This is a genomic window from Kitasatospora sp. NPDC001159 (assembly GCF_053598235.1).
Window position 1 is genome coordinate 18,980 of the sequence record NZ_JBSFJV010000086.1, and the last position, 13,033, is coordinate 32,012.

The 13,033-nt window shown below is 71.4% G+C and carries 15 protein-coding genes and 3 pseudogenes; 10 read left to right on the forward strand and 8 right to left on the reverse strand.

Going from position 1 to position 13,033, the window contains the following annotated elements:
* Positions 1-56 precede the first annotated feature (56 nt).
* The 3 genes and pseudogenes from ACWC9T_RS31760 to ACWC9T_RS31770 form a co-directional block, all read right to left on the reverse strand.
* Positions 57-776 (reverse strand): hypothetical protein, encoded by a 720-nt coding sequence (locus tag ACWC9T_RS31760; protein WP_449824507.1) that lies wholly within the window; start codon positions 774-776, stop codon positions 57-59.
* A gap of 217 nt (positions 777-993) precedes the next feature.
* A complete protein-coding gene (locus ACWC9T_RS31765; RefSeq protein WP_449824520.1) occupies positions 994-1,428 on the reverse strand; it encodes a CbrC family protein in 435 nt (144 codons plus the stop codon).
* A 13-nt stretch (positions 1,429-1,441) separates the two neighbouring features.
* Positions 1,442-1,633, reverse strand: a pseudogene (locus ACWC9T_RS31770) (hypothetical protein); the annotation flags it as partial.
* A gap of 167 nt (positions 1,634-1,800) precedes the next feature.
* On the opposite strand from ACWC9T_RS31770, the gene ACWC9T_RS31775 reads away from it, so the two are divergent.
* Both ACWC9T_RS31775 and ACWC9T_RS31780 read left to right on the forward strand, forming a co-directional pair.
* Positions 1,801-2,595: a MerR family transcriptional regulator gene (locus ACWC9T_RS31775; RefSeq protein ID WP_449824508.1), complete on the forward strand. Its 795-nt coding sequence runs from the start codon at positions 1,801-1,803 to the stop codon at positions 2,593-2,595.
* Positions 2,592-3,830: a glycosyltransferase gene (locus ACWC9T_RS31780; RefSeq protein WP_449824509.1), complete on the forward strand. Its 1,239-nt coding sequence runs from the start codon at positions 2,592-2,594 to the stop codon at positions 3,828-3,830. The genes ACWC9T_RS31775 and ACWC9T_RS31780 overlap by 4 nt, the downstream gene beginning before the upstream one ends.
* A gap of 43 nt (positions 3,831-3,873) precedes the next feature.
* On the opposite strand, the gene ACWC9T_RS31785 is transcribed toward ACWC9T_RS31780, so the two are convergent.
* Together ACWC9T_RS31785 and ACWC9T_RS31790 are read right to left on the reverse strand one after the other, a co-directional pair.
* Complete coding sequence (locus tag ACWC9T_RS31785; protein WP_449824510.1) at positions 3,874-4,512, reverse strand: VC0807 family protein; 639 nt, start codon at positions 4,510-4,512, stop codon at positions 3,874-3,876.
* Complete coding sequence (locus ACWC9T_RS31790; protein WP_449824511.1) at positions 4,509-5,147, reverse strand: TetR/AcrR family transcriptional regulator; 639 nt, start codon at positions 5,145-5,147, stop codon at positions 4,509-4,511. The genes ACWC9T_RS31785 and ACWC9T_RS31790 overlap by 4 nt, the downstream gene beginning before the upstream one ends.
* 220 nt (positions 5,148-5,367) lie before the next feature.
* Here ACWC9T_RS31790 and ACWC9T_RS31795 point away from each other — a divergent pair, with 220 nt between their 5' ends.
* The 3 genes and pseudogenes from ACWC9T_RS31795 to ACWC9T_RS31805 form a co-directional block, all read left to right on the forward strand.
* On the forward strand, positions 5,368-5,772 hold the full coding sequence (locus ACWC9T_RS31795; RefSeq protein WP_449824512.1) for a hypothetical protein: 405 nt from the start codon (positions 5,368-5,370) through the stop codon (positions 5,770-5,772).
* Complete coding sequence (locus tag ACWC9T_RS31800) at positions 5,760-6,119, forward strand: hypothetical protein (protein WP_449824513.1); 360 nt, start codon at positions 5,760-5,762, stop codon at positions 6,117-6,119. Before ACWC9T_RS31795 ends, ACWC9T_RS31800 begins: the two co-directional genes overlap by 13 nt.
* 37 nt (positions 6,120-6,156) lie before the next feature.
* Positions 6,157-6,446 (forward strand): annotated as a pseudogene (locus ACWC9T_RS31805) (SAM-dependent methyltransferase); the annotation flags it as partial.
* A 178-nt stretch (positions 6,447-6,624) separates the two neighbouring features.
* On the opposite strand, the gene ACWC9T_RS31810 reads toward ACWC9T_RS31805, so the two are convergent.
* The 3 genes and pseudogenes from ACWC9T_RS31810 to ACWC9T_RS31820 form a co-directional block, all read right to left on the reverse strand.
* On the reverse strand, positions 6,625-7,902 hold the full coding sequence (locus ACWC9T_RS31810) for an MFS transporter (protein WP_449824514.1): 1,278 nt from the start codon (positions 7,900-7,902) through the stop codon (positions 6,625-6,627).
* A gap of 163 nt (positions 7,903-8,065) precedes the next feature.
* A pseudogene (locus ACWC9T_RS31815) lies at positions 8,066-8,188 on the reverse strand (IS5/IS1182 family transposase); the annotation flags it as partial.
* Between the two features lie 259 nt (positions 8,189-8,447).
* Positions 8,448-9,230, reverse strand: coding sequence for a GNAT family N-acetyltransferase (locus tag ACWC9T_RS31820; protein WP_449824515.1), 783 nt, complete (start codon positions 9,228-9,230; stop codon positions 8,448-8,450).
* Between the two features lie 630 nt (positions 9,231-9,860).
* On the opposite strand from ACWC9T_RS31820, the gene ACWC9T_RS31825 reads away from it, so the two are divergent.
* The 5 genes from ACWC9T_RS31825 to kdpF all read left to right on the forward strand — a co-directional run bounded on the left by ACWC9T_RS31825 (position 9,861) and on the right by kdpF (position 12,986).
* Entirely contained in the window at positions 9,861-10,679 is an 819-nt protein-coding gene (locus ACWC9T_RS31825) for an SDR family NAD(P)-dependent oxidoreductase (RefSeq protein WP_449824516.1), read from the forward strand.
* 24 nt (positions 10,680-10,703) lie between these two features.
* Entirely contained in the window at positions 10,704-10,781 is a 78-nt protein-coding gene (locus tag ACWC9T_RS31830) for a 50S ribosomal protein bL37 (protein WP_391732224.1), read from the forward strand.
* Positions 10,782-10,939: 158 nt separating this feature from the next.
* Complete coding sequence (locus ACWC9T_RS31835; RefSeq protein ID WP_449824517.1) at positions 10,940-11,071, forward strand: hypothetical protein; 132 nt, start codon at positions 10,940-10,942, stop codon at positions 11,069-11,071.
* 8 nt (positions 11,072-11,079) lie between these two features.
* Positions 11,080-12,144, forward strand: a complete 1,065-nt coding sequence (locus tag ACWC9T_RS31840; RefSeq protein WP_449824518.1) for a hypothetical protein — start codon at positions 11,080-11,082, stop codon at positions 12,142-12,144.
* A gap of 752 nt (positions 12,145-12,896) precedes the next feature.
* The gene (kdpF, locus tag ACWC9T_RS31845) at positions 12,897-12,986 is read left to right on the forward strand and encodes a K(+)-transporting ATPase subunit F (protein ID WP_037830997.1); all 90 of its coding nucleotides are present in this window, start codon (positions 12,897-12,899) and stop codon (positions 12,984-12,986) included.
* Positions 12,987-13,033 lie beyond the last annotated feature (47 nt).

A 13,033-nucleotide genomic window follows, 5' to 3' on the forward strand; every position in this document is an offset into this window, starting at 1 on the left:
GCGCTGATGCGCGAGGGCATTCGGTGAATTCCAACTGTTCGAAACGGCAAATGCTCTTAACCGCTTCCTACCGAATGGATCTTCCCCAAGTCGGGCCGACCGGACAGGCTTACCCCCTGTTTTGCCGGGGCCGTGCGACCGCGCGGCCGGCCACAGGGGAGGACCGCACTCGTGCTCACCAGGCAACGACGATTGCGGGAACGGAACACACCACCGTCGGCGTCGCCCGCGTAGACGTAGACGTAGACGTAGACGTAGACGTAGCCGTCGCTGTCGGCCGCGATACCGGTGATCCGACCGGTCACCAGGCCTGCGCCGCCGCTGGACCGGTCGGGGGCGATGGCCCGGGGGTGGCGCGGGACGGTGTCGAGGCGGCCGGAGACCCGCAGACCGGCCCCGGCGATGGCGGTGAGCAGCTCGGTGCGGGTGCGCAGGCCGAGGTGCTCGGCGAGGTCGGAGAGGACCAGCCAGCCCTCACCGCCCGGGAGCAGCCGGTCGGCCAGGGAGCCCAGGAAACCGTGCAGCATTCGGCTGTCCTGGTCGTAGACGCCCTGGACGAGGGAGGAGGAGGGCCGAGCGGGCAGCCACGGCGGATTGCAGACGATCAGGGCGGCTCGCTGGTCGCCGGGCGGGTAGAGGGCGGTGCCGGCGGTCTCGACGCGGTCGGCGAGACCGAGGTGCTGGGCGTTGTCGCGGGCGCAGACGAGCGCGCGCGGGTTGGCGTCGGTGACCAGCCCCCGGCGCAGGCCGCGCCGGGCGAGGAGAGCGGCGAGCACGGCGCCGGCGCGGTGGCGGTGGCGACGTAGTCGTCGGGAGTGGGCTCGTCACCATGCTCAGAACTCGCCCCGTTGGTCCGACCGGCAGTGGCGGCAGTCAATGCGATCCTCGGGCTGAACGTGGCAGCCAGAGTGACTTGCCGTTCTGACAGCAGGTGAACGGGAGGTCATCCGACGTTCGCTCAGCTTGTTCTCTGACCTCTCGCCCGGAGCCGGCCTACGTGGCGTCTGCGTACGCGAGGTGGGTGCCGCAGGCCCGGCACTGGAAGAGGTAGGCGGTCGGTTGGCCGTTCCTGGTCAACGCGTTGAGATACTGCTCGGCCTGCGGCTTCGGCCAGGACGCAAGTTCTTGTCGAAGTGATGCCGATGCATCCGGGTAGGCGGCAAGCTCGGCAGCTCCGACGGGGCCCAGGAAGGCGGCGCCGTCTTCGCAGTGGATCAGCCAGCGCTCCTGCTGCCAGCCGCTGAATCCTGGCGTGCGTTGCGTGATCGCGAACAGCCGATCCATTGGGACGTCGTCGACTACGTCTGTGAACAGGGCCTCGAAGCGGTCGGCCGCGCTTCCATCCGCGATGCACCACGGGCAGAGCCGATGCCGGAGGTTTCTCGGCTGCGTAGACGGGGCCGGCGTAGATGTAGCCGCGGGCTCGATGGCAGCAGCTGCACTCCGCGTCGGAACGGACGATGGCGCCGGTGGCCACGGGGTCGGGGTGGTATGGGAACGCCGGAAGCTGCTCTGTCACGGGCAGTGACCGTATCACCGCAGCCCCTGCCGATCGGGTCAGCTCTCCGGGACTTACCTGATAGTGGGGGCCACTGGGCCATTCGGCCGATCGGTGTTCGAGACCGCTCACCACCCGCAGCGCGAGACCTGACCGGCCCCGGCTTCCGGCGCCCGGCGCAGGCCGGCGGGCTGCGAGTGTTGACCCTTACCCAACGTCAGGCCGCACCGTGGGGCACGGCGGGGCACACAGCCGCACGGGACACATGGATGCACGGATGCACGGATGCACGGGAGGGAAGCATGAGCTGGTCGGTCGGACAGGTCTCCGGATTCGCCGGGGTCACGGTGCGGACCCTGCACTACTACGACCGGTCCGGGCTGCTGTCGCCCAGCGAACGCAGCCCGGCCGGCTACCGGCTCTACAACGCGGCGGACCTCGCCCGGCTGCAGCAGGTCCTCTTCTACCGGGAACTCGGCTTCCCGCTCGAGGAGATCGCCGACATCCTGGCGGACCCGCAGGCCACCGCGCTCGATCACCTGCTCGCCCGGCGTGACGCCCTCACCGAGCAGATCGCGCGGCTGCAGAAGCTGGTGGACGTCGCCGAGCGGGCGATCGAGGTTCAGCGCACCGGGATCGAGCTCAGCCCCGAGGAACGGTTCGAGGTCTTCGGCGATGTCGTCTTCGACCTCAGTTACGCCGCCGATGCCCACCTCAAGTGGGGCGAGCGGGAGGGCCACCAGGAATCGATGGCACGCGCCGCCGCCCATACGAAGGAGGACTGGCGACAGCTGATGGCCGAGGCCGCGGTGTGGCGGGGGCGGCTGCTCGCCGCCTTCGACGAGGGGCGGGCCGCCGACCACTCGGAGGTGCTGGACCTCGCGGAGGAGCACCGGCAGCACATCACCCGCTGGTTCACGCCCTGCCCGCCCGAGATGCACTGCCGGATCGCCGACGACTACGAGGCGGACGCCCGCGCCTTCGCCCTCGTCGTTCCCCCGGCCGAGCAGCGGCCGGGCTTGGCCGGGTACCTCCGCAGCGCCATCGGTGCCAACGCCGAGCGGCAGAGCTCGACCGGCGGGGAGGTGGCGCGATGAGGATCCTGCTCATGGCCGCCGGCTCGTACGGTGACGTCGCCCCGTACACCGGGCTCGGTGCCCGGCTGCGGGAGGCGGGGCACGAGGTCGCCCTGGCGGCGCCGGAGACCTTCGGCGAGCTGGTGAGCGGCTGTGGACTTGAGTTCCGTCCGCTGGCGGTCGATCCGCGCGGGATCCCGTCCGGGGTGGAGGAGAGGCGCTCGGTGTCGCTGGCACGGGCCGCCGCGTTCATCGACCGGCTCGGTGACGGGCTCGCCGACGCGGCCGCACCCGGCGCCGATCTGCTCCTGCTCGCGACGACCACCGCCCCGCTCGGCTGGCACCTGGCCGAGGCGATGAACGTACCGAGCCTCGGGGTCTACCTCCAACCCACCCTGCCGACCGGGGAGTTCCCGCCGGTCGTGGGGGCGCCGCGATCGTTGGGCCGCTGGGGCAACCGGGTGGCGGGGGCGCTCGGCCAGCACGTGGTGGACCGGCTGCACGCGGGGGCCGCGCGGCGGCTGCGGGCGCGGCTGGGACTGCCGGCGTGCTCCCAGACGGCCCGACGGCGGGCCGTGGAACGGGTGAACTGGCCGGTCCTGCACGGGTTCAGCCCCACGCTGGTGCCGCGCCCGGCGGACTGGCGGGAGGGCTTGCAGGTGGTCGGCAACTGGTGGCCGTACGTCGCGGCGGACTACCGTCTTCCGGCGGAGGTCGAGGACTTCCTGCGGGCCGGGCCGCCGCCGGTGTTCATCGGCTTCGGCAGCATGGCGGCGGGGCAGGGTGAGCGCCTGGGCGCCCTCGCGGTCGACGCGCTGCGGCGTGCGGGGGTTCGCGGTGTCCTGCAGTCGGGCTGGGCCGGGATCGCGGCCGACGGGGACGACGTCCTGACGGTCGGCGAGATCCCGCACTCGCAGCTCTTCCCCCGCATGGCCGCGGTGGTGCACCACGGCGGTGCCGGTACTTCGGCTGCGGTGCTCCGGGCGGGTGTCCCGAGCGTCCCGGTCCCGGTGACGGCCGACCAGCCCTTCTGGGCCGATCGGCTCACCCGGCTGGGCGCGGGCACCGGCCGGATACCGTACGCCGAGCTGACTGCCGCCGGCCTGGCTGACGCCATCCGCCAGGCCGTGGCGGGCGGGGCCCTGCGAGCGCGGGCGGAGGCGGCGTCCCGCGCCATGGCGGAGGAGGACGGCGCAGCGCGCGTCGTGGAGGCGGTGGCGGGGCTGGAAGTCGAGGTCGGGTTCGGGGAGGAGTAGTAAGCGATCAGCGGCAATGGTGGTCAAGGGAGGTCCGTTCCGGTCAGGCCCGCAGGCCGTGGCGCTTGGTGTACGCGAGGTGGAAGAGGAACAGCGGTACCGCGATGACCGGCCAGCAGGCCTGCATGGCCGCCGGGGCGGCGTCGACCGGCAGCAGGTAGGCGAAGGCGAGTTGGGCGAGGGCGTTGAGCAGACTGGCCGCGCCCCAGACCACGGTGAGCACCCGCAGACCGTGGCGGAAGGCGGCCTCCTGGTCCCAGCGGTCCTCCCAGGCGCGCAGCCCGTCGTTACCGGCCTTGAGCTGCACGAACGAGCGGAAGACGACCATCAGCGCCGGGCGCCCGTAGCCGACCGAGGCGAGCAGCCAGACGCCGATCAGTCCGCCGAGCATGCCGGTCCAGGCCTCGCGGATCAGCAGCGTCCGCGGGTCGCCGGTGAGTACCGAGAGGACCAGCCCGAGCCCGATCACGCTGAGGATCAGCAGCGCGAGGAAGTCGACCCGGCGAGTGCGGACCAGTCGGACGACGACGGTGGCTGCCGGCATCGCGGCCGACCAGAGCAGGGCCCACCACTGGTCCACGCCCGCGAGGCGCAGGCCGTAGTAGAGGCTGAGCGGCAGGAGGAGGTCGAACAGCAGCGGTAAGAAGACCGTGGTCCGGCGGGGAGCGGCATGGACGGTCATGACACGGCCTCGTTCCTGGTCGCGAGGTCGAAGAGGGTGACCAGTTCGCGTCCGTATGCGCGGGCGTCGAAGTCGGTCCCGACAGCGAGCCGGTTGGCGGCCGCGTCGATCGAGGCGCGGATCGCGGTGGCCATCGCCTCGGCGTCGAACGGGCGGAAGGCGCCGCTGCGTTGGCCGTCCCGCAGATGCTGCACCAGTAGGGCGACGGGGGTGTCGAAGCCGGCCGTGCTGACCAGCGGGGTGCCGTCCTCGCGGCGGGCGTTGCTGAGGACGTCCGCCAGCGCCCGCACCTCGACCGGGCGCTCGGCCATGAACTCCAGGTTGGCCTCGATGTAGGCGGCCAGCATCGTGCCCGGTTCGGTGTGGGCGCGGATGCGCGGCTGCATGAAGACCCGCGCCTGCTCCTGGACGGTGTCGACGAGGGCCTGGAAGAGGTCCTCCTTGTCGTCGAAGTGGTACGAGATCAGCCGCACGCTGGAGAGCTTGGCCCGTTTGGCGATCTGTGCGAACGAGGCGCGGGCGTAACCGAGTTCGGCGACGGTCTCGATCGCGGCGGTGACGATCTGGACCCGCCGGGCGTCGGTGATGAAGCTCCGGCCACCCGCCGGAGGCGCGTCGTTTGGATTTACTCGCATGAGTAAAAAGTAACATGGGTTGGCAAAGCAGTGGGCGTGAAACAGTCCCGCCGCGTCCGGTCAGGGGCGCTGTGGGGCCGGGTGTCAGCCGGAGCCGGCCGGCTGCGGGGCGGTCAGGGCGCCCGGGCGATCAGGACGAGCTGGAGGAAGCCCGTGTCGGCGGGCTGCACCCAACAGCACCGGTCCGCGAAGCCGGGCTCGGGCGCGTTCGCGCGTCCCGTTGGCGGGCGAGGTGGAGTACCCGCAGATCGGGGAGCCGGACCGGGACTGCCTGGCGCGGCTGGCGGACGTGCTGGCCCGGCACAGCGCCGACGGGCCAGGGACGGTCTGCTGCTTCGCCTCGGCGGCGATCGAGGACGTCGGGGAACCGGTGGCGGCCCATCGCGGCCGCCTGGACGAGGCGACGGCCCACTACGACGCCCGCCCGGCGGGTCGTCAGTTCCCCGCGCACTGGTGGCCCGCGGACCGCTCCTGGTTCGTCCTCACCAACTGGGACCTCAGCGCCACCGAGGTCTTCGGTCCGCCCGCGCTGTTCGCCGAACTGCTCGCCGACGCCGAGCTGGAGGCCGTCCGCCACCAGGGCATCGAGGAGGCGGCGTACGACAGGGCGCGGTGGCAGGAGTGATCGAACTGCCGGAGGGCTCCTGGTGGGACTGGGACGTCTACAGCTGGCGCCCCGGCGAGCTGCGTCTGGCCGCCGGGTACGACCTCGGTTACCACCACGGCCTGGAGCTGGTCTTCGCCGACCCGCTGTACGTCCGCTGCCCGGGGTGCTTCCAGGACCCGGTGTTCCGCGCGCCCACGCCCGAGGAACGGCAGTCGGTCGAGCGGCAGTGCGGCGAGGAGCCGGGCGTGCTGGTCGCGTTCGAGGCGGACGGCGGCGGCGCGGAGCTGGTAGGCGGGCTGATCGCGGCCGGGAGCGTGGAGGTGCGGGTCGGGACGGTGCTGCGGTACGTGTCGGGGGCGAAATGAGGTGGCCAGGCGGGGTCGGCGCCGGGACGATGCGGGGATGCGCACCTTCGAAGAGCTGATGGCCGAGGCCGAGTCCGTGTCCGTGGAACGGCTGGGACTTCTCCTGGCTGGAGGGCCGGGCGACCGAGGGACATCCAGACCGGCGGCGGAGAGGTGCTCGCCGGTGCCGTGCGGCTGGGCGCGTACCCGCCCGTGCTGGCGGCCACCGAGTCCTGGCCGCCGAACCTGGCCCGCGCCACCCAACTGCTGCACCTGCTGGGCGCGGTGGTGGTCACCGACCCGGACGAGCCACCGCTGCCCTTCGCGGACGGGGCCTTCGGCCTGGTCAATGGTTTTAAAATGAACGCGCGGCGGGTCTTGTCCGGTCTCCCCGTCTGGAGCGTGCGTCTTCCAAGACTGCCGACACCAGCACCGAAAGACATTGAAGGACGCGGCCGACGGCCACCGCTGGCTCATGGGCGTTCTTTCATCCATGAGCGATCAGCGGTGCCCGTAGCCGGGAAGCCTAGCTAGCCACGTCCGCGGTCTGGACCGCGATGGCGGTCTCCTGCTGGGGGATGGTGCCTGCCATGGGCGCCCGTCGCACGGCCCGGTTCGCCGTGGTGAGAAGGGCCAGGGCGAACAACCAAGCTCCGCAGAGCCAGACCAGCGGCTTGGCACCCAGGGTGCCGATCAGCGCGCCGCCTGCAAGCGCGCCGATCGACAAGGCTCCCGTGGTGAGCGTTGTGACTGCGCTCGCCGCGCGGCCTCGCAACTCATCGGGGGTAATGCTCAGCTGGTGGGTAGTCATGGCCACTGCGTACACAGGCGCCACCAATGACTCGCCGGCCGCGACTGCGGCCAGCAGCAGAGGGCTGGGGGCCAGTGCGTACAGCGGGAACATCACCGCCTCCAGCCACAGCATCACCACGGCGATCCGGCCGAGCGGGAAACGACGCGTAGCCCTGTCGGACACCAACGCCCCTGCCATCGCACCGACTGCCGCTCCGCTGAAGATGACACCGATCCACAGCGGCGACGAGCCGAGCTGCTGGGCGAGAGTGATGATCAGCAGATAGCCGGCGCCATAGCGGACTTTGTCAGCGGCCGCTACCAGGGTGAGGAAGCGAATGACCGGCTCGCGCCACAACCACCTGAGCCCTTCCAGGATCTCCGTGGTGAGTCGGTCCTTCGGTCGGATGTCTTGCGGCTCCGCCTGGAATCGTGCGCGCATCAGGCGCAGCGACGCTGCCGAAACGGCGAATGACACCGCGTTGACGGCAAACGGCACGACCCGCCCGACGGCGTAGAGCACACCGGCGAGCGGAGCTCCGAAGATGCTGACCGCACTACCGGCGGACTGCTGGTAGCCGAGGGCTGTGGGCAGCTGCCGGGCATCGACCACGTTCGGCAGCGCCGCGGTGCTCGCGACCTGGAAGACGGTCCCCAGAACCCCGGTAAGCACGGCCGTCGCACACAGCTGGGGCATTGTGAGCCGGTCCAGCCAGAGCGCGACGGCGACGCCGGACGTGAGCACGGTCCGGCCGACCTCGCACCAGATCATGGTCACCTTGCGGTTCCACCGGTCAACAAGCGCCCCTGCTACCAGCCCGAAGGCAAGGAAGGAGACGGTGCCCAGGCCCAGCACGAACCCGGCCTGGGTGGCCGACCCGGTGAGGGCCAGCACAACCAGAGGCAAGGCCATGAACTGAGCCTGGTCGCCGATGGCGGATATCAGTTGGCTGCTCAACAGCAGCGAGAAGTCCTGGTTCCGGAGCAGGCCGGAACTACGAGAGGTATTCACTGTTGTTACGCTCCGTAATGGCTGTAGGGCACAAGGGTGGCGTCGAGGCTGGTGTCCGAGCTAAGAAACACGGGGCGTTGTGAGCACAGGCGGACTTTATCCACGGCGCGGTCGGGGCCGCGATCGAGTTTGCCGTGAGAGCGCGGACATGCTGGCCGATCATTCACGATGCGCAGCGCGGGCGGCGGAGACAGATGATGCTGCAGGCCAGTTCGAGCAGGCCCTGGTGGAGATCGGCTCGGCGCTCGTATCGGATTCGGAGGCGCTTGAACTGGTGCAACCAGGCGGTTGGGTCGGCTGCGCGGCGAGGTGCCTGTCGTGGCAGGTCCTTTTCCGAGGGGCCTCCCGCCGAACCGGACATGACGGTTTCCCGGTCATCCGGCTCTCCAGTGATCACAGCGTGAGTGTCGGCGCCGTAGCCTCGGACGGGCTGGCGCTGACGGAACCATGACGTCCGGATGTCCAGCTTTGGCGGTTTCCTGACGAGTGCTGGCTGTCGGCCGAGGCCGGGGAGAATGCCGGACGGGCGGGTCGATCGGACGTCCTCAGCGTGCGATGGCGGGGCCGGTCCAGTACACGACCTCGTCGCGGACCGGGCGGAAGCCCGCGGCCACGGACAGGGCCCGGCTGGCCAGGTTGACCCGGGAGGCGGCCCAGGTCGGGGTCAGGCCCGCGTCGCGCGCGTCGCGGGCGGCGGCCGTGACGCAGGCGAGGGCGAGGTCCAGCCGACGGAACGCCGGATCGGTGGCCACGGCAATGTCCATGTGTCGGCGTCCGACGAGATACCCGCAGGCCACAGCGGCCAGGTACGGGCCGAGGACGGCGCCCCAGGCGAAGCCGCTCGCGGCCAGCTCCGCGTGTCCGCCCCAGGTCCACGTCAGCCAGTGGGGCAGCTCGGGAGCCGACGCGGATGCCGCGGATCGGGCGCTGAACCGCTCGAACCGCCGCGCATCCGAGGGGGTCAACGGTCGTACCCAGTCGTTGACATGGGGGGAGACGGGCCGTGGCGGGCCCTGCTGGACGTAGACCGTGCGGACCCAGGGGGTCACGTGGGTGAAGGTGTGCCCCAGCAGCGGGAGGAAGCGCTCCGGCGCCGTGAACTGGCCGCGGCCGAGCGGGGCCAGAGCCGCCGGATCGAGGTGCCGGGGATCGCCGCGGAGCAGCCGCTCGGGACCGCTGTGCACGAGGAGCACCCGGGCGGCGTCGGGCCGGTCGGTCCACCAGCCGCCACGGCCAGTGCGTTTGACGTGGGCGACGATCGCCTCGGTGCCGGGCTCCTCGGCCGGCAGCAGGCTGGTGAAGGGCAGCTGGGTGGTGGTGACGGACACGGCCCCAGTGACTCACCCGCTGCGGCTCCGCCGCACCCGGGTTGACGCAAGCCTGGCGCGCACGAACCCGGTTCTGACGCAACCCTGACGACTCGCCCGGCAGATGTGTTCTGCCAGGCCTGGCGGCCGCACCTACCACCTGGTGCTCCGGTCGCTGCCGCTCGAGACCTCCGTCGCCGTCGTGCTGGTCGCGGCGGCCGTGCGCGACTGGGGTCCTGAGGATTTGATGATCAGTCACACCGGCGTCAGGGTTGCGTAAGGAGGGCGGGGCGGACTTGCCCCGGGCGTCCGGGCCGAGTTTCATGAAGGACATGAACCGCTCGACACGCCACCACGACCGTCCGCCGCATACGCGGCCGCGGGTCGTCGCTGTCGCGGTCCTCACCGCGGTCCGGTAGCGCGGGGCTTCACACCCGCACGCCTCGGGCCGGGCGAACTGCGGCTGATTCGGCCGGGGTTCGCCCCTCTCCTCCGTCACCCGCCCTGGCGCATTGCCGCGCCGCCACCCGTTCACGGGTCCGGGCTGGTGCGCGTCTCATCGCAGCACACTCTTCGCACGGACGGCACCCACCGGGCGCGGCATCGCGCCCGGTTCCACCCCGGCCGTGCCCTCTCACCCTTGGATGGGTCATGTCCGACGCAGTACTGTCCGCCCGCACCGCCCTCGTCACCGGCGCCTCCTCCGGCATCGGCTGGGAGACCGCCCGCCTCCTCGCCGGGCACGGCGCCACCGTACTCGTGCACGCCCGGACGGCCGCCGAGGCCGAGGACGCCGTCGAGCGACTGGTCACGGCCGGCGTGCGGCGTGACCAACTCGTCGAGCTAGCCTCCGACTTCACCCACCTTGCCGAGATCGCGGTGCTGGCCGGCACGGTGGTCAAGCACTACCCGGCGCTGGACCTGCTGGTCAACAACGCCGCCGTCATGGCCCCCGAGCGCTGCACCCTCACCGACGACGGCAACGAGGTCTCGCTGCAGGTCAACTTCCTCGCCGCGCACCTGCTGGCGAAGCTGCTGCGGGCCCCGCTGTCGGCGGCCGGCGACGCCCGGATCGTCAACGTCTCCTCCTCGCTGCACCGCACCGCCTCGATGAACTGGTCGGACCCGCACCGGGCGAAGAAGTACTCGCGGGTCGCCGCCTACGCACAGTCCCAGCTCGCGCTGACCATGGACACCCGTGACATGGCCCCGGCCGGCTCCGGCATCACCGCCGTCAGCCTCAACCCGGGCCAGTGCGACACCGCGCTGCTCCCGCTGTACGGGCGCACCGGCGCGCCGGCGGCGGAGGGCGCGGCGGCCGTCGTCCGGCTCTGCCTGCCGGACACGGAGCTGATCAACGGCGAGTACTACGACGGCGGCGACCTCGCCCCGACCGCCGCCATCGCGCAGGAGGAGCGCTCGCAGCGCCGCCTAGCCAAGCTCGCCGACCAGCTCGTCGCCCAGGCCTGACCCGCACCGAGGAGAACACACACCATGTCCAAGCGCGCCCGCAAGAAGAAGGCCCGCCGCAAGAAGAAGGCGAACCACGGCCGCAAGGCCGGGCAGAGCTGACCCCGTGAACCCACCCGGTGCCGCGTGCCACCGGCACCGGGTGATCCGAGCGGCCCCCGGTGGCCTCGTCCGGACCGTGGCGGACGACGGCCCCGGGGCCTAAGTCAGGCTGTGGCCCCGCCCGGGGTTCAGCCGGGGGCCGGGCATACGCTGCCGCGGTGAACGAACTTCGTTTCAGGGGTGGGGACCTCAAGGCCGATCGGCGTGGGGTGGTGTGGTTTCTGGTCCTTCTCGCCTTCCAGATCGTGGCGGGTGTGGTGCGGGTCGGGCTGTCGGAACGCTGTGGATGATCGGTGCGATGGCCGTGCTGTTCGCCGTCCTCCTGACCTTGTACCGACGCAGCTGGACCGCGGTGGGGGAGGACGGCATCCGGATCTACCGGGGCCTCGGGCGGGTCCGCAGCTACCCGTGGCGCGAGATCCGCTGGATAGCGGAGCGCAGGCAGCGCAACCAGGGCGGGGAATCCACCAGCGTGCGGATCACCCTGGTGGACGGCCGCCGGCGGACATTGCCCGGCCTCCACTCGAACGTCGTCTTCCCCGATCCGCACTTCGAGCTGAAACTCGCCCAGGTCCGGGCCCCATGGGAGCGGCACGCCGACGAGTCCTTCCGGATCGGCCCCCTGACACCTGAGCGGCCGCTACAGCGACTGCGCGGCGTACTGCCTGGCGCCCTCGCCCGCGTCGCCGCCCTGCTGACCGTGATCTCCACCGTCCAACTTCTCGACGGCCTGGACGCGGCCCGCCGCTACGACTCGGCGCCGCTCTGCACGGTCGTGCCGCCCGTCGCCCCGGGCAGGTGCCGGGCGGTGGAGCAGCACAAGGTCGTCCGGATCGTCCCGGACACGGACGGTGGCTCCGGCGCGGAGCTGATGGTGCGCAGGGAGTCGGACTACGACCACCGGACGCTCCACTTCGCTGCACTGCCCGCACGCCTCCGGGAGCTGCACAGCGGCGACTTGGTCCAGGTGACCACCGGGCTCGACGGCCGCACCGCCACCCAGCTGAGCGTCGACGGGGTCTCCGCCCCGACCGTCGACTCCCCGGAGCGCCAGGTCGGTGAGTACACGGCGATGCTGGTCTGGGCCCTCACCGCGACCGTGCTGTTCACCGCGTGGTGCGTCGCCACCCGGCGCGCTCCCCGCGGCCGCTACCCGTGGTGGGCCCCGCTCGCCCTGCCCGGTGTGCTCGCGGCCGTAGTGATCGCCGGCCGCACGGAGTCCTCCGCAGCGCTGCTCACCCCCTGGTCCTACTGGCCCGCCGCCGCAGCCCTCCTCCTCACCCCGACCCTCGGCTACGCCGTCATCGGGCCGGTCCGCGCCGCCCGCCGCCGGAGGCTGGCACCGGAGAACGCCAATCCCTGAGCAAGGGCGGCAGGCGTGACTTCGGCGCTTCAGGGTGATGGCCGTGGGAGGCCGAGCGTAGAGTCCGAGGAATCCACCACCTCGAAGCGCCAAAGTCAGTAACCGCGCGGTCCGGGTGCTCTTCGGCGACGACCCGCAGCCGCCCAGCGCGGCGTTCGGCATCATCCCCGAGGACGGCAAGGACACGCTGGCCGGGTGGACCACACCCTGACGCTGGCCGCGAGGCGGGACAGCCGGCGCTCTGGTTGACGGCTGGCTCCTGTTCACCCCTGGTGTGATGGTGATCAGCGTGCCCTGGCAGCTGTCCTCCGCTCCCAGAGCGGGACCACCCGGCCCGCCTGGGCGCCCAGTGCGGTCCATCGCGGCGATCCGGCCCCGCGCGGGGAGGGGCGGAGCCGGAGAAGCTCTGGTCGAGTGGAGATGCGGGTGTACGAGCCTCGGGCAGCCACGTTGTCCGAGGCCCGAAACGTTTCGGACAACCCGGGGTCTCGGACGCATGACGCGGATATCAATGCCGCGTCAATGTTTAAGGATCGCCCATATGGAGGGCGTCAGGGGCCGGAGGCGTGTCCCGGCCGACTGGTTGGCTGCTCCCCGCCGGTCTTCCCCCGGTGCCGTGACGCCCACGTGGCGTCCCACGGTTCCATTCCATGAGCCACTCTGGCGGAGCCCATGTCCGATCTCATCTACGTCGGTGTCACGGTTGCCGTGTTCGCCGTCCTCGCCCTGATCGCGAAGGGGGTGGAGAAGCTGTGAGCGCGGAAAACCTCGCAGGTCTCATCGTGGCCGTCGCGCTCGTCGGCTACCTCGTCGTGGCGCTGATCTTCCCGGAGAAGTTCTGACATGGGATCCACTCTCGCGGGCTGGATGCAGGCCCTCGCCCTCGTCG